Here is a 23,320-nt window from a genome sequence, read left to right as displayed (position 1 = left end):
TTGAATGGCGGCGGGCGGGGGCTGGAGGACGGTGGGATGGAGACGGCCGGCGACGTGCTCACGGCGCTCGCGCGGCGCTACGCGTTCGGCGACCTGGAGGCGCTGATCACGCAGGGCACGCTGGCGGCGGACGGCCGCTCGTCGGCGGTCGCGGCGCTGTGCGCGTTCGGGCAGCGCGTCCTGGACCTGGACGCCGAGGACTTCGGCATGCCCGAGACCGTCGGCGAGGTGCCGCGCGACCTGCTGGACCGGGCCCGCGCCAGCCGGATGCCGCAGACGGCGCGGGAGCGTCCGCGCGGCGCCCTCGCCAGCCTGCGTCCCGCGTACTCCCTCCTGCTGGAGGTCGTCGCGATCCGCTGGCACCGCCGCGACATGGCGGCGCTGGTCGCGGCCGTGCACATCGCGAGCGAGTACCTGCCGATGCTGGCGTGGGAGCCCGTCCTCGGCCACGCCGGCGACCCGGCCCTCATCGGCGCCTCGGTAAGCGGCGAGGGCAGCCGGTTCGGGGTGCCCGTCGAGCCGGGGTCGGCCCGGATGTGCGACCACACGCGCCCGGAGCGGTCCGCCTGCGAGCGGACGCTGCGCGTCGCGAAGGAGCCGGGGCCCGGGTGGCGCGCGTACCTCGACCGGCAGCACAGCCAGGTCGCGTCCGCCCTCGGCGACTGCGCCGCCCGCTGCCGGACGCCGTGCACGGTCATGGACCGCCTGGACGGCCCGGTCCGCGCCGACCTCACCGACCGGTGCAGGCTCGCCGCCGACTTCACCGACGGCGCCCTCGTCAAGCTGCGCCATGCCGCTCCGGTCGGCCACGGCTTCGGCGTCCCGTCGCCGGAGGAGGTCCAGACGGCGTGGACGCGGGCCCGCAAGTCGCTCTCCCGCAATCCGCTGGGCCACAAGGCACTGGCGGGCGCGTCCGGCGACCACTACCCGCTGCCCGGCCTGCCCGCGTTGTTCTCCGCGATCGCCGGCGCCGATCTCCGGCCCGACACGCTCCTGCGCGACGTCACCGAGCGCATCACCGCGACGCTCGCCTGACCGCGGAACCGCTCCGCCCGGGTCGGTGACCGTCGCGTCACTTGTGGACGGGTCGCTGCCCCAGGACGGCATGGCGGCCTACGACGTCCGGGAGGTCCTCCAGGAGGACGGGCCTGCCCTCGGAGTCGGCGAGGGGGACGCGCCAGTTGGGGTACTCGTCGACGGTGCCCGGCTGGTTCTGCGTGCGGCGTTCGCCGACGGCGTCCGCCAGGGAGATCCCGGTGAGGCGGGCGGGGGTGCGGTCCAGGAAGGCGTGGAGGGCGGCCACCACCGGCTCGTCGTAGGCGGTCGAGCCCTCGGCCAGCGCCTCCATGATCTCGGCGGGCGGGGCGGGCAGCAGGCCCTCGCCATGGAGGAGCGCCAGCCAGTCGGCCAGCTGGCGGCGGTGGTCGGCCTCCTCCTCGGCGCGGGGACGGGTCAGCAGGCCGAGGCGGTCGCGCAGGGCGATGTGGTCGCCGTGGACGAAGCCCGTGATCGGCGGCATGTCGTGGGTGCCGACCGTGGCCAGGGAGAGTTCGCGCCACTTCTCCGGCGGTTTGGGACGCCCCTCGCCGTCGCGCTCGAACCAGAGCAGCGACGTGCCGAGGACGCCCCGGTCGGCCAGCTCATCGCGGAGGTCGGGTTCGACAGTGCCGAGGTCCTCGCCGACGACGACGGCGCCGAACCGCTCGGCCTCCCAGGTGAGGCAGCCGAGCAGCGCCGCGCGGTCGCAGCGGACGTACGTGCCGTCGGCCGGAGACGCCCCTTCGGGCACCCACCAGAGGCGCGACACCTGCATGGCGTGGTCCAGGCGGACGCCGCCCGCGTGCCGGAGGACCGCGGCCGTCATCTCGCGGAACGGCCGGTAGCCGGCGGCGGCGAGCGCGTCGGGGCGCCACGGCCGCTGGCCCCAGTCCTGGCCGCGCTGGTTGAACTCGTCCGGGGGCGCGCCGACGCTCATCCCGGGCGCGTACAGGCCCTGGTGCGTCCAGGTGTCGGCGCTGCCGTGCGGCACCCCGACCGCCAGGTCGTGGACGATCCCGAGCGACATGCCGGCGTCGCGCGCCGCCCGCTGCGCCGCCGCGAGCTGGCCGTCCAGCCGCCACTGGAGCCACGCGTGGAACGCCGCGCGGGCCCGGCGCGGGGACTCCTCGACCGCGTCGGCGTCCCGGAGGCCGGGCGGCCAGCGCCGCCAGTCCGTCGTGCCCTGCTCCTCGCTGATCGCGCACCACAGGGCGTAGCGGCCGAGCGCCGCGCCCTCCCGGCGGCGGAACTCCTCGAAGTCCGGTTCGTCCCGGTCCGCTCGGAGCCGGTGCATCGCCTCGAACGCCGCCAGCTTCGCCGTCCACACCGCGTCCCGGTCGAGGAGGCCCTCCCGGGCGCGGAGCTCCGCCGCGACGGCGGCGAAACGCTCCCGGTCGGCGGCGGGGAGCGCCGCGAACTCCGGCATGTCCTCGATCCGCAGGTAGATCGGCGAGGGGAAGCGGCGGCTCATCGGCGAGTACGGCGAGGGCCCGACCGGCGGGACCGGCTCGGTCGCGTGCAGCGGGTTCACGAGCAGGAAGCCCGCCCCCGCCCCCCGGGCGCTCAACGCCGCGAGGTCGGCCAGGTCGCGCAGGTCGCCGAGGCCCCAGGACCCGCGGGAGCGCACCGAGTACAGCTGCGCCGTCAGCCCCCACGTCCGGGGCGGGGGACGCAGCGACGCGGGCGCCACCAGCAGCGGCACCCGGACCGGACGGCCGCCGTGCCGGACGTTCAGACGGTGCCAGCCGTCGGGCACGTCCGCTCGTCCGGACAGCGGCTCGGCGGGCCGTCCGGCGGCGCCGGGCGGTGCCAGCACCTCCTCCGCGCCGACCTCGATCTCCACCACGGCGCCCTCGCCCGGGTCGAGACGGGGGCGGAGCGCCGCGAGGACCCGGTCGGCGACCGGCCCGCTCCCCCGGCGGACGACCACGGCCGGCGGCAGGGCGCGCTCCCGCTCCCGCCGGCGCTCCAGCTCCGCCGCGGCGGCGGCCGGGGTCGAGGCGTCGACCCCGAGCGCCGCCAGGACGGCGACGAGCGTGTCCGGGGAGACCGCCGTCTCCCGGCCGCGCCAGTCGGTGTACCGCGTCGCGACCCCGTGCCGTCCCGCCAGCCTGATCAGTTCGTCGTCGCCCACGCCTGCACCATGCCCGGAACGGCCTGCGTCACGCCGTCCAGATCTCCGGCTTGCGCCCGATCCACGGGCGCGCCTCCTCCAGCTGCGCGGACAGCGAGATCAGCGTGCCCTCGCCGCCGAGGCGCCCCGCCAGCATGACCCCGATCGGCAGGCCGTCCCCGTTCCAGTACAGGGGGACGTTCACCGCGGGCTGCCCCGAGACGTTGTAGACCGCGCAGAACGGGGTGAACTGGGTCTGGCGCCAGAAGTTCTCCGCCGGCTCCTGCTCGTGGAAGTGGCCGACGGGGACGGGAGGCATCGCGAGCGTCGGATGCAGGATCGCGTCGAACTCGTCCATCACCGCGAACCCCGTGCGCAGCGCCCCTTGCAGCGCGGAGTGCGCCTGGAACAGCTGCGGCGCCGTGGTCGCCTCGCCCTGGGCGCGCAGCCAGCGGGTCAGCGGCTGCATCAGGTGCTCGCTCTCGTCCGGGACGGGCGTCATCGTCGCCATCACCCCCCAGAGCGTCGCGAAGTGCGGGAGCAGGTCGGCGCCGAGCACCTGCGGCAGTTCCACGACCTCGTGGCCCAGTTCCTCCAGCAGCGCGGAGGCGTCGTCGTAGGCGGCGACGCAGTCCGGGTGGACCTCGACGCCGGGCACGGGCGACTTCTTGCTGCGCGCGATGCGCAGCCGGCCCGGCGCCCGGTCGGCGTGGGCGAGGAACGGCCCGTGCGCCTCCGGCGCCCGGTACAGGTCACCGGGCATGTGGCCGGCCATCACGTCCAGCAGCAGGGCCGCGTCGCGGACGGTCCGGGCGATCGGCCCGTTCGTGGCCAGCCCGAACAGGTCGGGGACGATCGGGCCCGAGGAGACCCGGCCGCGGGTCGGCTTGATGCCGAACAGCCCGCACACGCTGCTCGGGATGCGGATCGAGCCGCCGCCGTCGCTGCCCTGCGCGACCGGCGCCAGCCCGGCCGCGACCGCGGCCGCCGCGCCGCCGCTGGAACCGCCCGCCGACCTGGTGAGGTCCCAGGGCGTCCGGGCCGGCGGCGCGACGTCACTCTCCGTGTAGCAGGGCAGCCCGAACTCGGGCGTCGTCGTCTTGCCCAGCAGCACAGACCCCGCTTGCGCCAGCTTGGTCACCACGTTGTCGTCCAGGAAGCCGGTCATCTCGGCGAAGACGGCCGAGCCGAAGGTCATCCGGACGCCGTTCACCATGTTCAGGTCCTTGATCGGGACCGGGACGCCGTGCAGCGGCGGCAGGTCCGCCGGGTCCGCCGCGTCCAGGACCGCCTTCTCGGCCCGCCGCGCCTCCTCGCGGGCCCGTTCGGCGGTCACCGTCACATAGGCGCCGACCTGCTCGTTCAGCCGCTCGATGCGGGCCAGATAGTGGTCGGCGAGCTCGACCGGAGATACTTCCCTGGTGCGCACCGCCGCGGCCATCCGGGTAGCGCTGAGGTCATGTGTTTGTGTCACGAATCGGAACGCTAGACGCCGTGTGCGCGGGCATCAAAGGGGGCAAGGACGATAAGTACGACGTAAGGAGAAGAGTATCGACCCACCCGTCCGTCGCGTAAGTTACTCACTGACCTGAGGGCGACAAAACTATTAACCCTGCATGACTAGTCGCCGACCGGCCGGATGATTACTCTGCGCACGGAGGATCATGCCCCCGATGGGAAAGGGATACGGAGCGTCACTTATGGCGATCATGGAGCGGGGCAACACGCAGGGCGCCAGGGGCCAGCCCCCGGCCGAGTCCGAGGACACGCGGCCGCAGGAAGGACGGTCGGAGGAGACGAGTGAGCACCATCACCAGGCTCCGCTGAAGGAGCGGCCCGAGGAGCGCACCGCCGCGGCGGTGCTCGACGACCCCCGGACCCGCCGCTGGGCGTGGCGGATCGGCGCGGCCGTCCTCGCCGGCGTCGCCGTCCTGGTCCTGTTCGGCTGGCGCCTCGGCGTCGCCGTCGCGGTCCTGGTGGTCGTCGGCGACCTCGTCCGGAGCTCGCGCAGGAGCTCGTCCGTCACCGCGTGGCAGAAGTCCTCGGCCGCCGAACGGCGCACCGAGAAGCAGCTGAAGTCCCTCCAGCGCAACGGGTACCTCGTGCTCCACGCACGGGCCGTGCCCCGCGACGACGAGGGCGTCAGCGACGGGCGGATCGACCATCTGGTGATCGGGCCGAGCGGCGTCTACGCCATCGACTCCGAGAAGTGGGACAAGCGTCTCCCCGTGCGCACCATGTCCCACCTCAAGCTCTTCCACGGCCCCTTCAACAAGAAGGACCGGCTGGACGAGGCGCGCTGGGAGGCCCAGATGGCCAGCAGCATCCTCGCCGAGCAGGTCGGCTTCGAGGTGCCGGTGCAGCCCTCCGTGGCGATCTACGGCCCGTCCATCCCGTGGAAGGTCATGCGGGTGCGGGACGTCGACGTCTACGCGGGCAACCGGGCCCGCGCCTACCTGCGGCGCCGTCCGAAGATCCTCACCGACGGCGACGTCCGGCGCATCTTCCAGGCGGCCGAGAAGGTCCTGCCGCCGAAGTACCCCGACTGAGGCCGAGGGCGGCCTGCTTCCCCGGGCCGCCCGCCCCGAAGAGGCCCACGAGGCCCCGGAGGGCTCAACGGCGAGCCCCGCCGGAACGGCGCCGTGCCGCGTGCCGGCGCCCCGCGCGCAGACGCCGCGTTGCCGGGATGCCCGCCCCCACCGGGACGGCCGCGTCCCGGCTTTCTCATGCCGTCCTCCCGGTTGGTAGCATCGAGGGTCACGGGCCGGCCCGCGCGCGACCTCCGCTGAGCCGGCGGCAGCGCCGCGATCCGCCGCTGCGGGCACCGCTCCCAGAACACACACGGCTCGGCACGTCACACGTTGGAGAGGTCTCATGCCACCGCTCAGGTCACGCACGGTCACCCACGGCAGGAACATGGCGGGCGCCCGCGCCCTCATGCGGGCCAGCGGGGTGGAACGCGAGGACTTCGGCAAGCCGATCGTCGCGGTGGCCAACAGCTTCACCCAGTTCGTGCCCGGCCACGTCCACCTGGACGAGGTCGGCAAGGTCGTCGCCGGCGCCGTCCGCGAGGCGGGCGGCGTGCCCCGCGAGTTCAACACCATCGCCGTGGACGACGGCATCGCGATGGGCCACGGCGGCATGCTGTACTCGCTGCCGTCCCGCGAGCTGATCGCCGACGCCGTCGAGTACATGGTCAACGCGCACTGCGCCGACGCCCTCGTCTGCGTCTCCAACTGCGACAAGATCACCCCGGGCATGCTGCTGGCCGCGCTGCGGCTCAACATCCCGACGGTCTTCGTGTCCGGCGGCCCGATGGAGGCCGGCAAGCCCGTCGAGGGCGTCATGGGCGGCAACAAGCTCGACCTGATCGACCCGATGATCGCCTCCGCGGACGAGTCCGTCGCCGACGCCAAGCTCGCCGAGATGGAGGAGAGCGCCTGCCCGACGTGCGGGTCCTGCTCCGGCATGTTCACCGCCAACTCGATGAACTGCCTCACCGAGGCGATCGGCCTCGCGCTGCCCGGCAACGGCACCGTCCTCGCCACCCACACCGCCCGCCGCGACCTCTACGAGAACGCCGGGCGCACCGTCGTCGAGATCGCCAAGCGCTACTACGACGGCGACGACGAATCCGTCCTGCCGCTGAACATCGCGACGTGGGACGCCTTCGAGAACGCGATGGTGCTCGACGTCGCCATGGGCGGCTCCACGAACACCATCCTGCACCTGCTCGCCGCCGCCACCGAGGCCGGCGTGAAGTTCGGCCTCGACGACATCGACGCCGTCTCCCGCCGCGTCCCCTGCATCTGCAAGCTGGCCCCCGCGCTCGCCACCTACCACGTCGAGGACTGCCACCGCGCCGGCGGCATCCCCGCCCTCCTCGGCGAACTGCACCGCGCCGGGCTGCTGAACTCCGGTGCGCACTCGATCCACAGCTCGTCCATCGCCGACTTCGTCGCGAAGTGGGACGTCCGGTCCCCCGACGTCCTGCCCGAGGCCGTCGAGCTGTTCCACGCGGCGCCCGGCGGCGTCCGCAGCACGTCCGCGTTCAGCCAGAGCAACCGCTGGAAGGACCTCGACCTCGACCGCGCCGGGGGCTGCATCCGCGACGCCGAGCACGCCTACACCGCCGACGGCGGCCTCGCCGTCCTGCGCGGCAACATCGCCCCCGACGGCGCGATCGTCAAGACCGCGGGCGTCGAGGAGGAGCTCTGGACGTTCACCGGCCCGGCCGTCGTGTTCGAGAGCCAGGACCAGGCGGTCGAGGGCATCCTCGCCGGCAAGGTGACGCCCGGCGACGTCGTCGTCATCCGCTACGAGGGCCCGCGGGGCGGCCCCGGCATGCAGGAGATGCTGTACCCGACGAGCTTCCTGAAGGGCCGCGGGCTCGGCAAGGCGTGCGCGCTGATCACCGACGGCCGGTTCTCCGGCGGGACGTCGGGCCTGTCCATCGGGCACGCCTCCCCGGAGGCGGCGGGCGGCGGCGTCATCGCCCTCGTCGAGGACGGCGACCGCATCGTGATCGACATCCCGAACCGCGTCCTCGAACTGGACGTCCCGGCCGACGAGCTGGAGATCCGCCGCGAGAAGCTGCTCGCCGACCTCGGCGGCTACCGCCCCCGCGACCGGCACCGCCCGGTCAGCGCCGCGCTCCGCGCCTACGCGGCGATGGCGACGTCGGCGTCCACCGGCGCGGCCCGCGACGTCTCCCAGCTCGACCGCCTCAACGGGTGACCTGCGGCATTACCCGTCAGGTAATCGCCGCCGTTCCCCACCGAGGGCAGAGTGGTGGGTGTCGGGCGAACCGCCCGGCCCCACCGCCGAAGGAGTCCGCGATGACCGCCTATGCCCTCGCCCACCTGCACCCGCAGCCGCCGCTGCACGACGACGTCTTCACCTACATCGAGCGCATCCAGGACACCCTGGACCCGTTCGGCGGCCGCTTCCTCGTCCACGCGACCGACGCGGTGGTCATCGAGGGCCCGTTCGAGGGCGGCTACGTCCTGATCGAGTTCCCCGACATGGACAAGGCGCAAGCCTGGTACGACTCGGACGCCTACCAGGCGATCCTCCCGATGCGCACCGACAACATGGAGGGCACGGCCGTCCTGCTGCAGGGCGTCCCGCCGAACTACGACGCCGCCGCGACCGGCCGCGCCATGCGCGCCGCCCAGAACGCCTAGGAGCAGCAGCCCCCGCCGCAGCACCCGCCTCCGCCCGCCGCCTTCGGCGGAGGCGCCGCGTCGCGCGACGTCCCGGTGACGGCGACCGTCGACAGCAACTTCACGGTGTCGTCGTGCCCGTCCGGGCACGGCGCCGGATCGGACGCATTGATCATCGGCCGGGAGACCTCGAAGGTCGACCCGCACGCGCGGCAGCGATAGTCATAACGAGGCACCCCCCAAGAATACTTGGACGAGCCCACGTGCGTCGCGACGGGATTCCAGGAGCCCTGGGCCAACACGGGCAGGCATGCGGAGGGAGCGCCAGCGACCGCAGCGGGCATGCCCGCCGACGCAGGCGACCGCAGCGACGCCACACACGTCTAAAGGGGTACAAAGACCGAAACAGCGGCGTGAGGATCGCCTGCGTCGTGACGGGGGTTCCAGGGGGTCGCCCCCCTGGGAGATCACGCAGCGGGTTCGGTTACGTAGGCGGCCCATTGCGGGTCGCCGTCGTGGACGAGGCCGATGAGGCGCCAGTGGGCGCCGCGGGGGACGGCGGGGGTGATGCTGAGCGTCCAGCCCAGTTCGGAGAGGAGGCGGTCGGCCTTGCGGTGGTTGCAGGTCATGCAGGAGGCGACGCAGTTCTCCCAGGCGTGCTTGCCGCCGCGGCTGCGCGGGTGGACGTGGTCGATGGTCTCGGCGCGGCGCCCGCAGTAGACGCAGCGGAAGTTGTCGCGGCGCATGAGGGCGGCGCGGGTCAGCGGGACGCGGGTGCGGAACGGGATGCGGACGTAGCGGCGCAGCCGGATGACGGACGGCACCTCGACCGTCATCGTGGCCGAGTGCAGCACCGCACCCGAGGTGTCGTGGTGGACGATCTCGGCCTTCTCCCGGAGCACGAGGCAGACCGCCCGGCGCAGCGGCAGCGTGGTGAGCGGTTCGTACGTCGCGTTCAGGAGGAGGACCTGCCGCATCAGACGGCCCCCACCGGGTTCGGTTCGTTCGCCTCGGCGGGCGCGGTCGACCGCGCCTCGGACCGAGGCCCGATTATCGTCTCCGGTTCCTGCGCTCTCGCCATGAGGACCTCCCCAGGGGCGGACCGACCATCATCAGTGTGGCGTCTGACGAGGGCTGTCCGCTACCCCAATAATCCCCCTTCGGAGTCCGGATCGAACGCGACGGCGTGTCCGGGACGGGCCGGGGCGTCCGGGACGGGCAGCCCGGATGGCCCAATACAGTGCATTCATGACGCCGTATCCGCCCGCGCAGCGCCAGGACATCGTCGAGGACATTCACGGTCACCGGGTCGCCGATCCGTACCGGTGGCTGGAGGACGCCGACAGCGCCGAGACGAAGGGGTGGCTCGCCGCGCAGGACCGGCTCTTCCACGAGGCGGTGGACGCGCTGCCGGGACGGGACGGGCTGCGCGAGCGGCTGGGCGAGCTGCTCGGGGCCGGCAGCGTCGGCTCCCCCGTGTGGCGGGGCGGGCGGCGGTTCTTCACCCGGCGCGCCGCCGACCAGGAGCATCCCGTCCTGTACACGGCGGGCCCGGACGGCGCCGAGCGCGTCCTCGTGGACCCGATGGCCATCGACCCGGGCGGGACGACCACGCTCGACGGGTGGCAGCCGGACAAGGAGGGGCGCCGCCTCGCCTACAAGGTCTCGACGGGCGGGGACGAGGAGTCCCTGCTGTACGTCATGGACGTCGCGACCGGCGAGCGGGTCGAGGGGCCGATCGACCGGGCGCGCTACTCCGCGGTCGCCTGGCTGCCGGGCGGGGAGGCGTACTACTACGCGCGCCGGCTGCCCGCGCGGGACGTCCCGGAGGGCGAGGAGCAGTACCACCGGCGCGTCTACCTGCACCGCGTCGGCACCGAGCCCGACACCGACGACGTGCTGATCTTCGGCGAGGGGATGGACAAGACCAACTACTACGGGGTCGGGGTCAGCCGGGACGGGCGCTGGCTGACGGTGTCGTCCTCGCAGGGCACGGCGCCGCGCAACGACCTGTGGATCGCGGACCTGTCGGCGTGCCCGGCCGAGGCGCCCGAGCTGCGCGCCGTGCAGGAGGGCGTCGACGCGGGCACCGGCCTGCACGTGGGGCGCGACGGCCGCGCCTACATCTTCACCGACCGGGACGCGCCCCGCTCCCGCCTGTGCGTCGCCGACCCGTCCGACCTGTCGTACGGGGCTTGGCGCGACCTCGTCCCGGAGGACCCGGAGGCCGTCCTCACCGACTTCGCCATCCTGGACGACCTGGACCGGCCCGTCCTGCTGGCCGGGTGGACGCGGCACGCGATCAGCGAGATCACCGTCCACGACCTGGAGACGGGCGAACGCGTCGGGACGGTCCCGACGCCGGGCCTCGGCTCGATCGGCGGGATCATCGAGCGGCCCGAGGGCGGGCACGAGGCATGGTTCGGCTACACCGACAACGTCACGCCGTCCTCCGTCATGCGCTACGACGCGCGCACCGGCGAGACGTCGCTGTGGGCGTCCGCGCCGGGCACGGTCGCGGTCCCCGAGATCGAGACGCGGCAGGTCGTCTACACCTCGCGGGACGGGACGGAGGTGCGGATGCTGGTCGCGTCCCGTCCGGACCTCTCCGGCCCGCGGCCCACGATCCTGTACGGGTACGGCGGCTTCAACATCTCGCTGACGCCGTCCTATTCGGCGAGCATCCTGGCCTGGGTGGAGGCGGGCGGCGTCTACGCGATCGCGAACCTGCGCGGCGGGTCCGAGGAGGGCGAGGAGTGGCACCGCGCGGGGATGCGGGAACGCAAGCAGAACGTGTTCGACGACTTCCACGCCGCCGCCGAGAAGCTGATCGCGGACGGCCTGACGACGCCCGCGCAGCTCGCGATCTCCGGCGGCTCCAACGGCGGCCTGCTCGTCGGCGCGGCCCTCACGCAGCGCCCCGACCTGTACCGGGCGGTGGTGTGCTCGGCGCCGCTCCTCGACATGGTGCGCTATGAGAGATTCGGCCTGGGCCAGACCTGGAACGACGAGTACGGGACGGCGGACGACCCGGAGGAGTTCGGCTGGCTGATCGGCTACTCCCCGTACCACCACGTCCACGAGGGCACCGCGTACCCGGCCGTGCTGTTCACGACGTTCGGCAGCGACACCCGCGTCGATCCGCTGCACGCGCGCAAGCTGTGCGCGGCCCTGCAGCACGCGACCGCGTCCGATGCCCCGATCCTGCTGCGGAACGAGGCGGAGGTCGGCCACGCGGCCCGCTCGGTGAGCCGCTCGGCCGATCTGATGACCGACACCCTCACGTTCATGGCCGCGCAGACCGGGCTGGCCTTCTCCCCCGACGAATTGACTCGTGGTCTAATAGCGGGATGAGCGTCACGGTGCAGACCAGCATGGAACGGGTCCTCGACCTGCTCAGCGACCCGCCCGAGGCACCGGACCTGTCGGCCGGCTACCTCGACCTGCTCGGGCCGCCGGCGAAGCCGTCCCTCGCCCAGTCCGTCATGGAGTCGACCTTCCTGCCGCGGATCTACGAGAAGGTCTGGCGCCCCATCGGCTTCAATATGGCCAAGGGCTGGCCCTTCGGCCCGGACACCGCCGCCGAGCACGCGCTGGCCCGCGAGTGGCTCGGCCTCGCCGGCCGTCCGCCCGCGACGGTGCTGGACGTGGCATGCGGCCCCGGCAACGTCACCCGCGCCCTCGCCGAGGGCGTCTCCAGCGGCGGCCTGGTCGTCGGCCTGGACGCGTCCGAGACCATGCTCGCCCAGGCCGTGGACGCCCCCGCGGAGGGCACCGCCTACGTCCGCGGCGACGCCGTCCACCTGCCCTTCCGCGACGGCGTGTTCGACGCCGTCTGCTGCTTCGGCGCCCTCTACCTCTTCGACGACCCGTGGACGGCCCTGGACGGCATGGCCCGCGTCCTCAAGCCCGGCGGGCGCCTGATCATCCTGACGTCCCGGCGCCCGAGCCCGCTGCCCGGCGCCCGGCTCGCCGGCGAACTGCTCCGCCGCACCACCGGCTTCACCGTCTTCGGCGACCGCGAGGTCACCCGGGCCCTCGACGCCCGCGGCCTCACCGGCGTCCGCCACCGCCGTTACCCGCTGATGCAGCTGGTCGGAGCCCGGAAACCCTGACCGCCGGTCCGCACCGCACAGGCGCCCTTGCCGCCGGGCGTCCGGGGGTACTCCTGGTGGGGACGGTCTCGTCCAGCGCGGAGGTGAGGGCCGCGGGCCGGCGGCGCCGCGGCCTTGACGCGTGCCGAGGGTCAGTGGAGGGGTTTCTCCAGGTAGATGTTGACGATGCCGCCGATCCGTTCGCGGCGTGTCTCCCGCCAGCCGAATCTGCGGTAGAGGGCCAGGGCCGGGCCCTGGAGCTCGGTGGTGTCGGCGCGGAGGATGCGGTAGCCGAACTCGGCGGCGCGCTCCTCCAGGGCGCGGACGACGGCGGCTCCGTAGCCGCGGCGCTGGACGGCCGGCAGGACCCGCAGCCGGACCATCTCGACGGCGTCCAGGTTCGGGGCCCCGGGGGCGTAGCCGCCGAACGCGCGGGCGTGGCCGCCGGGGATGAGGTCGGCGCGGCGCAGGCCGCCCATCGCGACGATGCGGCCCTCGCGCTCACCGACGAGGAACTCGCCGTCGTTGCGGAGATAGATGTCCTCCATCCGGAAGAGGTCGTGGTCGTAGTAGACGCCGTCGCCGGGCCGCAGGCCGACCTGGGCGAGGCCCTCGCGGTGCAGGGCGAGGACGGTGCCGTGGTCGGCGGCGTGGTAGCGGCGGATCCGCAGGTCTTCGAAACTCCACACGGGGGGCTCGTCCTGAAGCCGGACGAGGTGGCCCTGCGAGAAGGTGCCGCCCATGCCTGGTCAGACCTGCTCGGCCGGGGGGACGGTGACGGGGCTCTTGACCGAGGGGCCGGCGAGCGCCTCGTAGAAGTCCTTCAGGGCGGCGATCTCGCCGTGCTTGGACGACACCGCCGCGCCGATCTGGCGGGCGCGGTGCACGAGGATGTCGGACCGGTGGTCGGGCGGCAGGTCGAGGATGGCCTCCCGGCCGGCCGTCAGCGCGGCGTCGGGGTGGCCCGCGTGCAGCTTGCACATCGCGCGGTCGAGGCGCACCAGGGTCAGGTCGACGCGGTCGGTCGGCGCGTAGAGGGTCAGGGCGTGGCTGAGCACCTCGTCGCCGTGCTTGTGGTCGCCGAGGTTGGTGAACGTGTCGCCCTCGTAGAAGGCCATCTGCCGGTCGGTGAACCCGAACACCAGGTCGCCGGTGTCGGTCTTGGACAGCTGGTCGAAGACCGAGCGTCCCCGGACGAGGGCCCGGCGGGCGCTGGGGGCCGCGTCGCCCCGGCCGCGCATCGCGAGCATGCCGAGCGCCCGCGCCTCCACGGCGGGGGCCATCGCGGCGGCGACGCCGGGGGTCCGGCCGGCGAGGTCCTGGGCCTTGCGGGCCAGGTGCAGCGCCTCGCGCGGGTCGCCGTAGTACATCGGCACGAGGGACTCGCGGACGGTCACCCAGGCGCGCAGCTGCCGGTCGCCGGTCTCGTCGGCGGCGGTGCGCGCCGTCCGGAAGAACGAGCGGGCCAGCCGGTGGTCGCCGAGATTGATCATGATCAGCCCGGACAGCCCGGACAGCTGCGCCGCGATCCGGCACAGCCGCTCCTGCAGCTCGACCGGCTGCCGCTTGTCGCACATGCGCCGCACCTCGCTGAAGTCCAGCAGGACGTCGCAGAGCATCCGGAGCGACGGGGTCGCCTGGTACTGCCGGCCGTAGCCGTAGGTCGTCTCCTCCCACTGGTCGAGCATCGTCGGCGAGACCGTCGCGCCGACGAGCGTGTCGTCCATCTTGCGGCGCAGGTTGTCGACGGCCCCCAGGAACTGTCCGTCGAGCGCCACGCCCGCTCCGGCCAGAAGTTGCAGAAGGGTCCTACGAAGCACGATGTCCTCCTCTCCCACATCAATGTTCAGGGGGCCGTCGGCGCGGTCGGGGCCCCGTAAGTCGTTGACGGTTAACCAGGGACGTTCGTCGGCCCTGGGGACGATCGCCCCGACGAGCGCGTCGGAGACCGGTGCCGCGCGCCGTTCCGGGGCGCGCGGCTGGGGGACGCCGGAGGCGCCCGTTCGGGCCGCGTGGCCGCGGCCGCAGATGCAGGGACTCTGGTAGTCGAGAGCGTCGGGCTCCACCCGGTACACGGCGCAGAGGTAGTGCAGGTACTCGGGACCCGGCCGCTTGTACCCGCTCTCGTAGGCGGACAGCAGCGTCTCCCCGAGCCGGGGCGGCGGCTTGCCGTCCACCTCGTAGAGCGCCTTGACCTGGGCGACGATGTCGGACAGCGCGACACCGTGGGCGAGGCGGTGCGCCTTGACCCGGCTGGTGCCGAACAACGGCCCGCACTGCTCATGGATCTCCTGCGCGATCTGGACCGGGCCGTGACCTCGGGCCAGAGCGTGCGCGCGGATCCGGCGAGCCACGTCCGTCTCTTTCCGAGGGGGATCCGACATCGACTCCGGCCTCCTCACCGTCGGGCCGGGACGCCGCTCCCCGGGGGGAGGGCGATCGTCCCTGCCGCGGCGACCGGTCGCTTGATGGCCACGAGAGATAATCTCTCGCGCACGCAGCGTAACCTCCGCCACGTGGGCCGCCAAGCGGTTTCGGGGAAGACGCGGCCCGCGGGAGGCATCCCGTCCACCACGGGTAGAGATTCTTCCTCCGGAAACGGAACCCCTTCCCCTGAGGTGGGGTAATCCGGTACTTCGCGGGACGGGCGGTGTCTTGACTCGCCAGTGTGAGAGTTGCAATTCTCGCCCTTAGTGACCGGACGGATCCAGAGTGTCGATCATCTGGCCGGTCCGGTCGATGCCCGGTGCTCGCCCATGGAGGGGGTGTCAGGTGGTCAGCGACAGACGCGTCGGCTACCTCGAGGAGCTGGAGCACGAACTCGACACGCAGGGGCTCGTCGCCCGCGTCGTCCGGACCCGTTCGGGGCCGGCCTTCCTGCGCGTCGTGAACCCGGAGGCCGCGAGCCTCGCCGAGGACGTCACCTGCGCGCCCGCTCCCGAGACGAAGGAGCACTACTTCTGGTGGTCGTGGGGAGAGTGCATGCACCGGGTCGACGACGTGGGCGGCGCCGCCTTGAAGCTGGCGCACGTCCTGCAGCCGCTCCGCAGCGGGGTGGGCGGCGGCCCCTGAGACGCATCTCACCCGGCCGGGAATCCGACCCGCTCCCTCTCCCCCGGCGGTGACCACCCGCCCCCCAGACCGAACGTGTCCCGCGGGCCGTGGCCGGAACGGCGCGGCAGCCGCGGACCCGCGGGGCACGTTCGCCAGAACAGACCCTCCCCGGCCTGGTCGAGGCACTTCGTCCCCGTCGGACGTACCGGTCGGAGCCGTCCCCTACGATCGGGTCGTACCCGCTTCGGGTCCACCTTGAGGTGCCGAGACGCCACAATGGCCGGGGAGGGTCTGCACCATGTCATTCGCCGCGTCGTCATTCGCCGCGTCGCTCGTCTCGTCCGTCACCGCGCCGTCCGGCATCCCGCCGTCGTCGACCGTGTCGCTGGCGGCCGAGCGGCTGCTGCCCTGGGGCGGCAAGGGCTCTCCGGAGACGGCCTGCGGCGACCCGGAGCCGACCACGGCGTGCCGCCTGGTCTGGAACGTCTCGCACAACACCGGCTTCACCAAGTTCTTCGCGACGTGGCTGGACCGGCCGCTCACCACCCTGCTGCTGATCATCCTCACCTTCGTGATCGCGCTGATCGTGAAGAACATCGCGCACCGGATGATCACCAAGGTCACGCTGCGGATGGCCGAGGGGACGATGTCGGAGCGGGCCCGCGAGCGGGCCCGGACGATCTTCGAGGGCAGCCCCGCGCTGCTGAACAAGCGGCGCGCCCAGCGTGCGCAGACGCTCGGCTCGGTGCTGCGCTCCATCGCGTCTGTCCTGATCATGGGGACGGCGCTGTTCAGCATCCTCGGTTCGCTCGGCCTCAACCTCGCGCCCATCCTGGCCAGCGCGAGCGTCATCGGCGTCGCGGTCGGCTTCGGCGCGCAGAACATCGTCAAGGACCTCCTCGCCGGGCTGTTCATGCTCCTGGAGGACCAGTACGGCGTCGGCGACGTCATCGACGTCGGCTCCGCGAAGGGGACGGTCGAGGCCGTCACGCTGCGCGTCACCCGGATGCGGGACGTCAACGGCGTCGTCTGGTACGTCCCCAACGGCGAGATCAAGAAGGTGGGGAACGAGTCGCAGAACTGGGGCCGGGCCGTCCTCGACATCCCCGTCGACATCCACGAGGACACCGAGAAGGTCAAGGAGATCCTGCAGACCACCGCCGACGAGATGGCCGCGGACGAGTCCTGGAAGGCCGTCATCCTGGAGGAGCCGTCGGTGTGGGGCGTGCAGGCCCTCGCGGGCGACGCCATCGTGATCCGGGTGGTGCTGAAGACCGCGCCGGGCAAGCAGGGCGACGTCGCCCGCGAGCTGCGCGAACGGGTCAAGCGGTCGTTCGACAGGGCGGGCGTCACGGTGGCCACTCCCGCGCCTTAGGCGATCAAGGTGAGGAACGGGACGCGTCTCACATATGGTGGGGAGCGCTATGGCTGAACAGGTGACTTTCTACGAGGCGGTCGGCGGTGAGGAGACCTTCCATCGGCTGGTGCACCGCTTCTACGAGGGTGTCGCGGACGATCCCGGCCTGCGTGCCCTCTACCCGGAGGAGGATCTCGGCCCCGCCGAGGAGCGGCTGCGGCTGTTCCTGATCCAGTACTGGGGCGGCCCGAACACCTACAGCCAGCGGCGCGGCCATCCGCGGCTGCGGATGCGGCACGTGCCGTTCGTCATCGACGAGGCGCAGCGGGACGCCTGGCTGCGGCACATGCGGGTCGCGGTCGAGGAGCTGGAGCTGCCCGAGCCGCTGGAGAAGCAGCTCTGGGACTACTTCACGATGGCGGCGCGCAGCCTGGTGAACGCCCCCTCGTAATCGCACCCGCGCAATCGGCCCGTACATGGGCGCCGCACGTGACCGGTGCGGTGTAACCGGGTAGATCGCCGTGTATGACGCGAATCCCGTGGTGGCGCGACGCCGTCGTGTACGAGGTCTACGTCCGCAGCTTCGCCGACTCCGACGGGGACGGTGAGGGCGACCTCCAGGGGATCCGCTCCCGGCTCGGCCATCTGCGCGACCTCGGCGTGGACGCGCTGTGGCTGACGCCGTTCTACACGTCCCCGCTGGCCGACGGCGGCTACGACGTGGCCGACTACCGCGACGTGGACCCCAGGTTCGGGACGCTCGACGACTTCGACGCCCTCGTCGCGGACGTGCACGCGCACGGGTTGCGGCTGATCGTCGACATCGTCCCGAACCACTCGTCCGACCGGCACCGCTGGTTCCAGGAGGCGCTGGCCGCGCCGCCCGGATCGCCTGCGCGGTCCCGCTACATCTTCCGTCCCGGAAAGCCGGGGGAACGTCCAGGCGAGGAGCGTCCCCCGAACGACTGGCCGTCCGCGTTCGGCGGCCCGGCGTGGACGCGGGTGGACGACGGCGAGTGGTACCTGCACCTGTACGCGCGCGAGCAGCCCGACTTCAACTGGCGCAACCCGGAGGTCCGGCAGGAGTTCGAGGAGATCCTGCGTTTCTGGCTCGACCGGGGCGTGGACGGCTTCCGCATCGACGTCGCCGCCGGCCTGTTCAAGGACGAGTCGTTCGGCGACCTCGGCGGGCGGGACCGGCGCGTCCCGAACGGCCCGATCTACAGCCGTCCGGAGGTCCACGAGGTGTACCGCAGATGGCGGCAGATATTGGACGCCTACGACGGCGAACGCATGGCCATAGGCGAGGTGTGGACGGACGGTCCCGAAGACCTCGCGCTCTATCTCCGTCCAGACGAGCTGCACCAGGTGTTCCAGTTCGACCTGCAACTGGCTCCGTGGTCGGCGACGAAGTTCCGTGACGTGATCGTCGCCGCGTTGAAGGCCGTCGCGCCTACCGGCTCCGCCCCCACATGGGTGCTGTCCAGCCACGACTCCATCCGCCATCTCACCCGCTATGAGCGTCCTGAGAGCGTCCCGGGGATGGAGTACGCCAGGGCCAAGGCGGCCCTGCTGCTGCTCTTGGCGCTCCCCGGGTCGGCGTACCTGTACCAGGGTGAGGAACTCGGCCTGCCCGAGGTGACCGACCTCCCGGACGAGGCCCGGCAGGACCCCATCTTCGAGCGCACGCACGGGGAGCTCGCCGGACGGGACGGCTGCCGCGTCCCGCTGCCCTGGTCGGGCGACGCCGAACCGTACGGGTTCTCGCCCGGCGGCGTCCGGCCGTGGCTGCCGATGCCGCGGCGGTGGGCGTCCCTGACCGTGGAGGCGCAGGCGTCCGACCCGTCCTCGATGCTGTCGTGGTACCGCGAGGCGCTGGCGGCGCGCCGCCGCCTGGCGGCCGGGCTGCCGGAGGACGTGGAGTGGCTCGACTCCCCCGACACGGTCCTCGTCTTCCGGCGCGGCACGCTCACGTGCGCGCTCAACTGCGGCGAGAACCCCGTCCGCCTCCCGGCGGGCACCCCGCTGCTGACCAGCACCCCGCTCTACGGCGACCTGCTCCCGGGCAACTCGGCCGCCTGGCTCCGGTCACCCGAGTAGCCGCGGCGGGTCGGCCGAGCACGGTGGGACGGCGAGCACGGTGGGACGGCGAGCGCGGTGTGCCGGGCTGTGCCAGGGGTCAAGGCACAGCCCGGCACACCGCGGGCCCTAGTGCAACGATGCTCCGGTTACAGCGGGGGACGCTGGAGCTGGAGCGGGTCGTCGGCGCGCGGGGCCGACGTGAAGGTCTGGACGCCGGCCTCGACGCCCGCCCAGCGCTTGACGTCCGCGATCGCCTCGGCCTGCTGGTCGGCGGGCAGCTTGGTGATGAGGCGGCCGCTGTGGTTCATGCCGGCCGCGACGTAGACGGCCGAGTCGCGGGCACCGCGGCCGAGCGTGAACGGCTCGGCGCCCCACGGGTCGTTGGCGCCGTACAGGAACAGCATGTGGTTCGAGTTGTGGCGCACCCAGCGGTCGATGTCGCGCATGGCGACGCCGCGGTCGAACCGCATCGGGATGTCGCGCGGGACGTAGGTGCGCGGCTGGTAGCTGCTCTCGTAGCGCAGCAGCGGCCGCAGGTGCTCGAACTCGGGCGACGGCCAGCCGAGCTGCGTGCCCGCCTGGTAGTAGTACGGGATGTAGGGCGCGAGGCCCTGGTCGCTGTAGAACGACAGCCCGGAGATGGTGTCGAGCGTGGTGTAGATCTCGTCGTCGGAGGCGTCCACCGCGGGCAGGGACGCGCAGTCGGACTGCAGGCTGTACTGCCAGAACGCCCACTCGTAGTCCATGACGGAGTTCTCGAACGCGCGGTCCTGCGTGCGCAGGATGTCGAAGGTGAGGCCCTGCTCGTCGGCCGCGGCCTTGAAGCGCTGGAGCATGGCCGGGCGGCGCTTGAGGAACTCGCGCGCGAGCGCCTTGACGTGGGCGCGGCATTCGGGGTCGTCGCCGACGGTCGTGAAGAACTCGTCGTAGGCGCGGTCGTCGTTGTTGTTCACGTCGTTGGGCGCGACGTACACGACGCTGCCGTCGACGTCGTTGGGGTAGAAGCGCTTGTGGTAAACGGCCGTCATGCCGCCCTTGCTGGCGCCCGTCGAGATCCACTTGCCCGTGTAGATGCCCTTGAGCGCGCGGATGAGCCGGTGCTCGTCGGTGGCGGCCTGCCAGATCGTGTCCTTCTTCCAGTCCGTCGGCTCGGGACGGGACGGGGTGAAGTAGCGGTACTCGACCGAGATCTGGTTGCCGTCGACCAGCGCCGTCGGCTCGGACGTGAACATCACCTCCGGCGTGTTGTAGCCGCTGGTGTAGAGCACCATGGGCTTGTCCGCCGCCTTGTGCTGCAGCATGACGCGCTGCTCGAACCACTGCCCCCGCGGGTTGCGGTGGTCGACGGGCTGCCGGTACTCCAGCCAGAACCAGCGGGAGCCGGAAATCGTCGAGGTCTTCTCCGTCACCCGCATTCCGGGAATGGCCTTGAGCTGGGCGAGAATGTCGCCCGCCTGGGCCGCGCCCGCCTGGGCGGCCCCGGCCCGCGTCGTGATCGCCGCCTGCGCCGCCGTGGCGCCCGCCCCGGTCATTCCGGCGGCGAGCAGTAGTGCCATCGCTCCTCGTGAGACGCGCCGCATTGTGCCCCTTTCGCGTGGGTTCTCCACATTCGCGTCGCGACAATAGAGGGAGAAGAGGGCCTAAAACGGATTGCTGTGTTGCTTGTTATCTATCCGTGACGGCCCGGTTGTCACCGGAAGGGGCCGGTGGACACCGCTCACACCGGCGGGTTCAGTGCCACTCCGTCGTCCCACGGGGCGAGGCGTTCGAAAAGGTGCTCGTCGTGCCAGCGTCCGTCCAGGTGAATGTGGCGGCGAGACGTCCCGACGAGCGTGAAACCGTTGTTCCGCAGGACGCGCTGGGACGCGTGGTTGTCGACCCGCGTGAACGCCTCGACGCGGTGCAGGCGCAGCGCGCCGAACGCCACGTCGAGCGACTGCCCGAGCGCCCGCGTGGCGACACCGCGGCCGGCGTGCGCGCGCGCCACCCAGTAGCCGACGAAGCAGCTCTGGAGGGGGCCGCGCAGGACGTTGTTGAGCGTGATGCGTCCGGCGACCTCGCCGTCGACCAGGATGACGCCCGGCCACATCTCCCCCGCCGCGTACGCCTCGGCAAGGTCGTGCAGGTTGTCGCGCTGGCCGTCGACGGTGAAGTACGACTCGTCCCGCTCCGGCTCCCAGGGACGCAGGTACGCGCGGTTCTCCTGGACCAGCGCGGCGAGTGCCTCCGCGTCCGCCGGCCGGGCGACGCGCAGCCGCACCGCGGGCTGCCGCCGGTCCAGCGCGGACGGCGCCCCGGCCAGCGCCGTCATGCGGCGGGCCGCAGGTAGCGCCCGATGAACTCGCGCTCCTCCGTGGAGAACCGCCGCAGCCGGTTCGCCTCCACGTCGAACGCGACGAGCGTCGAGGTCGCCTCCGCGTACACGTTCTCGTCGTCCCGCACCTCGTAGGCGAGCTTGAACGAGGCGGCGCGGGCCTCGGTCACCCAGGTCTCGACCCGGATCGGGTAGACGGTCGGCAGCAGCGGCAGCCGGTAGTCGATCTCGTGCCGGGAGATCACCATGCCGCGGACGGGCTTCTCGCCCTTGCGCACCGGGTCGCCGTGGAACATCTCCAGGCGCGCGTCCTCCAGGTAGCCGAGGAACTTGACGTTGTTCACGTGGCCCTGGGAGTCGATGTCGCCGAACCGGATGTTGAACTCGTAGACGTGGCGGTATTCGGCCGGAGGCGTCCGCTGCATGTCCTCGCCTGGGGGTTGGGGAACCGGGTCGGCCCGATGCTACCCGGCGCCGGTTCAGTCCCGGTCGAGGCAGGGTCGTTTCCGGTCGAAGGTCCATCCGGGGATCAGGTATCGCATGGCCGCCGCGTCGTCGCGATCGCCCAGCCCGTGCCGCGGCGAGCGGGATGTCCACCGCGTCGAGCCGGATCGTGTGGCCCAGCTCGCGCCAGTCGATCGCGATCATGTTGGTCCGGTGCGGAGGCCGGTCGCACGGCGGAACTTCGAGGTATCAGTCGTCGCGCGCGAAGGGGTCGGTCACCGTCCCCGACGGGACCGCGGCCGCCGCGCTCCTGAGCAGCGCGACGAACTCCGCCAGACACGTGATGCACCGCGCCGCATGCCGGCTCGACTCCCGGATCTGCTCGTCGCTGAGCACCTCGCCGGCCGGCGCGAGGTCGCGGACGTGGGTGCACCCCCCGGCGCGCGACGCCGGACGCGGGGCCCGCCCGCGGGCGAAACCGGCCAGCATCTCGTCGATCCGGTCGGCGGCCTCCGGATGGCCCGCCGCGTAGGCCTCCGCGTACGCCTGCGCGGCCTCGGTGACCAGGTGCAGCTCCTCCCGGCCGTAGGAGCCGGCGAGACGGTCGAGCGTCCGGCCGAGGCGGAGCGCGGCGTCCGCGTGGTCGTTGCCGGCGGCGACCCGGTACCAGCGGGCCGCCTCGGCCAGGTTCCCGTCCGCCTCGTGGCGGCACCCCAGCTCGTACGCGGCCCGGTCCAGTTCGAGGGACTCGACGAACGACGCGTGCCGGGCCCGCTCGATGTCGTCGTGCTCCCGCCGCCGGAACTCCTCCTCCAGCTCGCCGAGCCCGACGGCGAACTCCGCCTCGGACATGCCGGCGATGGCCGACGCCGCGGCGGCGAGGACGCCGTCCAGGCTCACGACGCCCGCTCTCCGCACGCCTCGGCCTCCACCTGCCGGACGAGCCCCGCGAGCCTGCGGCGCGCCCGTTCCACGTGGGTCGCGGCGACGGGCTCGCTCACGTCCAGGATCGCCGCGACGTCCGTCATCGGGAACTCCAGCAGGCAGCGCAGCGCGACGGCCTCCCGCTGGCGGCGCGGCAGGCCCTGGACCGCCGCCATCAGGCCCGTCCCGGCGTCGCCGTCGACCATCTCGTCCAGCGAGGTGCACTGCTCGCGTGCCTTCGCCTGCCAGCGCCGCAGCATCGTCGTCGCGACCCGGAACAGCCAGATGCCCGGCCGCTCGCAGGTGACCAGCTCGTCCCACCTGCCCCGCGCGGCGAGCATGCTCTCCCGCGCGACGTCCTCGACCCACCGCCCGTCGGCCGTCTGGGCCCGCAGGTACCCGGTGAGCCGCGGCATCCAGTGCCGGTAGAACGCGGGGAAGGACGTCAGCGTCTCCCTCTCGGCGCTCACCGCAGCGCCCGGCACACGAGAGACCACCAATAGCTCCTTGGAGATGCGGGAACAACGTTCACTCCAGTCTTACGCATATAAGCGCCACCAGAGCTCACATTCCCCAACATCGACCGCAAAGACCCGGCCGTCCTCATGATCGGCTTCGCGCAAATGACCAGCAGGTCACCATAGTCCGAGGTCAGCACCCCTAATCCGCCGAGTCAAGATCACAACAAAATTGGCAAACCAGGCCATCCGGGTCTTCTGCCGGACCAATCCGCCG

General features: G+C 72.5%; 20 protein-coding genes and 1 pseudogene. 10 read left to right on the top strand and 11 right to left on the bottom strand.

The window, feature by feature from the left end; genetic code table 11:
- Positions 1-1,035: hypothetical protein (locus SM611_RS28025; protein ID WP_371953205.1), on the top strand; the 1,035-nt coding region annotated here is incomplete at its 5' end.
- Positions 1,036-1,072: 37 nt separating this feature from the next.
- On the opposite strand, the gene malQ is transcribed toward SM611_RS28025, so the two are convergent.
- Together malQ and SM611_RS28015 are read right to left on the bottom strand one after the other, a co-directional pair.
- On the bottom strand, positions 1,073-3,172 hold the full coding sequence (malQ, locus tag SM611_RS28020) for a 4-alpha-glucanotransferase (RefSeq protein WP_371953204.1): 2,100 nt from the start codon (positions 3,170-3,172) through the stop codon (positions 1,073-1,075).
- Between the two features lie 28 nt (positions 3,173-3,200).
- A complete protein-coding gene (locus SM611_RS28015; protein ID WP_371953202.1) occupies positions 3,201-4,625 on the bottom strand; it encodes an amidase in 1,425 nt (474 codons plus the stop codon).
- A gap of 226 nt (positions 4,626-4,851) precedes the next feature.
- On the opposite strand from SM611_RS28015, the gene SM611_RS28010 reads away from it, so the two are divergent.
- The 3 genes from SM611_RS28010 to SM611_RS28000 all read left to right on the top strand — a co-directional run bounded on the left by SM611_RS28010 (position 4,852) and on the right by SM611_RS28000 (position 8,337).
- A complete protein-coding gene (locus tag SM611_RS28010; protein WP_371953201.1) occupies positions 4,852-5,700 on the top strand; it encodes a nuclease-related domain-containing protein in 849 nt (282 codons plus the stop codon).
- Between the two features lie 325 nt (positions 5,701-6,025).
- Positions 6,026-7,888: a dihydroxy-acid dehydratase gene (ilvD, locus tag SM611_RS28005; protein WP_371953200.1), complete on the top strand. Its 1,863-nt coding sequence runs from the start codon at positions 6,026-6,028 to the stop codon at positions 7,886-7,888.
- A gap of 101 nt (positions 7,889-7,989) precedes the next feature.
- Positions 7,990-8,337, top strand: coding sequence for a DUF1330 domain-containing protein (locus SM611_RS28000; protein WP_371953198.1), 348 nt, complete (start codon positions 7,990-7,992; stop codon positions 8,335-8,337).
- Here SM611_RS28000 and SM611_RS27995 read toward each other — a convergent pair.
- Positions 8,334-8,552: an FmdB family zinc ribbon protein gene (locus tag SM611_RS27995; protein WP_371953196.1), complete on the bottom strand. Its 219-nt coding sequence runs from the start codon at positions 8,550-8,552 to the stop codon at positions 8,334-8,336. The genes SM611_RS28000 and SM611_RS27995 overlap by 4 nt on opposite strands.
- Before the next feature lie 231 nt (positions 8,553-8,783).
- Positions 8,784-9,293: an HNH endonuclease gene (locus SM611_RS27990; protein WP_371953194.1), complete on the bottom strand. Its 510-nt coding sequence runs from the start codon at positions 9,291-9,293 to the stop codon at positions 8,784-8,786.
- 271 nt (positions 9,294-9,564) lie between these two features.
- Between SM611_RS27990 and SM611_RS27985 the strand changes: the two genes are divergently transcribed.
- Positions 9,565-11,670 carry a prolyl oligopeptidase family serine peptidase gene (locus SM611_RS27985; RefSeq protein WP_371953193.1) on the top strand — a complete coding sequence of 702 codons (2,106 nt, stop codon included), beginning with the start codon at positions 9,565-9,567 and terminating at the stop codon, positions 11,668-11,670.
- Positions 11,667-12,431: a class I SAM-dependent methyltransferase gene (locus SM611_RS27980; RefSeq protein WP_371953192.1), complete on the top strand. Its 765-nt coding sequence runs from the start codon at positions 11,667-11,669 to the stop codon at positions 12,429-12,431. The genes SM611_RS27985 and SM611_RS27980 overlap by 4 nt, the downstream gene beginning before the upstream one ends.
- A 131-nt stretch (positions 12,432-12,562) precedes the next feature.
- On the opposite strand, the gene SM611_RS27975 is transcribed toward SM611_RS27980, so the two are convergent.
- Positions 12,563-13,153 carry a GNAT family N-acetyltransferase gene (locus tag SM611_RS27975; protein ID WP_371953190.1) on the bottom strand — a complete coding sequence of 197 codons (591 nt, stop codon included), beginning with the start codon at positions 13,151-13,153 and terminating at the stop codon, positions 12,563-12,565.
- A 6-nt stretch (positions 13,154-13,159) separates the two neighbouring features.
- The gene (locus tag SM611_RS27970) at positions 13,160-14,764 is read right to left on the bottom strand and encodes an NsdA family TPR-like regulatory protein (RefSeq protein ID WP_371953188.1); all 1,605 of its coding nucleotides are present in this window, start codon (positions 14,762-14,764) and stop codon (positions 13,160-13,162) included.
- A 418-nt stretch (positions 14,765-15,182) separates the two neighbouring features.
- Here SM611_RS27970 and SM611_RS27965 point away from each other — a divergent pair, with 418 nt between their 5' ends.
- The 4 genes and pseudogenes from SM611_RS27965 (at position 15,183) to SM611_RS27950 (ending at position 18,921) form a co-directional block, all read left to right on the top strand.
- On the top strand, positions 15,183-15,482 hold the full coding sequence (locus SM611_RS27965; RefSeq protein ID WP_371953186.1) for a hypothetical protein: 300 nt from the start codon (positions 15,183-15,185) through the stop codon (positions 15,480-15,482).
- A 280-nt stretch (positions 15,483-15,762) separates the two neighbouring features.
- The gene (locus tag SM611_RS27960; protein ID WP_371953185.1) at positions 15,763-16,839 is read left to right on the top strand and encodes a mechanosensitive ion channel family protein; all 1,077 of its coding nucleotides are present in this window, start codon (positions 15,763-15,765) and stop codon (positions 16,837-16,839) included.
- Positions 16,840-16,900: 61 nt separating this feature from the next.
- A pseudogene (locus SM611_RS27955) lies at positions 16,901-17,266 on the top strand (globin); the annotation flags it as partial.
- 80 nt (positions 17,267-17,346) lie between these two features.
- Entirely contained in the window at positions 17,347-18,921 is a 1,575-nt protein-coding gene (locus SM611_RS27950) for a glycoside hydrolase family 13 protein (protein WP_371953183.1), read from the top strand.
- A 128-nt stretch (positions 18,922-19,049) separates the two neighbouring features.
- Here SM611_RS27950 and SM611_RS27945 read toward each other — a convergent pair whose 3' ends face one another.
- The 5 genes from SM611_RS27945 to SM611_RS27925 form a co-directional block, all read right to left on the bottom strand.
- A complete protein-coding gene (locus tag SM611_RS27945) occupies positions 19,050-20,459 on the bottom strand; it encodes a S28 family serine protease (RefSeq protein ID WP_371953181.1) in 1,410 nt (469 codons plus the stop codon).
- 161 nt (positions 20,460-20,620) lie between these two features.
- The gene (locus tag SM611_RS27940) at positions 20,621-21,214 is read right to left on the bottom strand and encodes a GNAT family N-acetyltransferase (RefSeq protein WP_371953179.1); all 594 of its coding nucleotides are present in this window, start codon (positions 21,212-21,214) and stop codon (positions 20,621-20,623) included.
- Entirely contained in the window at positions 21,211-21,642 is a 432-nt protein-coding gene (locus SM611_RS27935) for an acyl-CoA thioesterase (RefSeq protein WP_371953178.1), read from the bottom strand. Before SM611_RS27935 ends, SM611_RS27940 begins: the two co-directional genes overlap by 4 nt.
- A 268-nt stretch (positions 21,643-21,910) precedes the next feature.
- Entirely contained in the window at positions 21,911-22,579 is a 669-nt protein-coding gene (locus SM611_RS27930; protein WP_371953176.1) for a hypothetical protein, read from the bottom strand.
- Positions 22,558-23,082, bottom strand: coding sequence for an RNA polymerase sigma factor (locus SM611_RS27925; RefSeq protein ID WP_371953174.1), 525 nt, complete (start codon positions 23,080-23,082; stop codon positions 22,558-22,560). The genes SM611_RS27930 and SM611_RS27925 overlap by 22 nt, the downstream gene beginning before the upstream one ends.
- Positions 23,083-23,320 lie beyond the last annotated feature (238 nt).

It is taken from the genome of Actinomadura monticuli, from assembly GCF_041463655.1.
GTDB classification, from domain to species: domain Bacteria; phylum Actinomycetota; class Actinomycetes; order Streptosporangiales; family Streptosporangiaceae; genus Spirillospora; species Spirillospora monticuli.
Note: the sequence above shows the minus strand (reverse complement) of the source record. Positions and strands in the feature narration are given on the sequence as shown.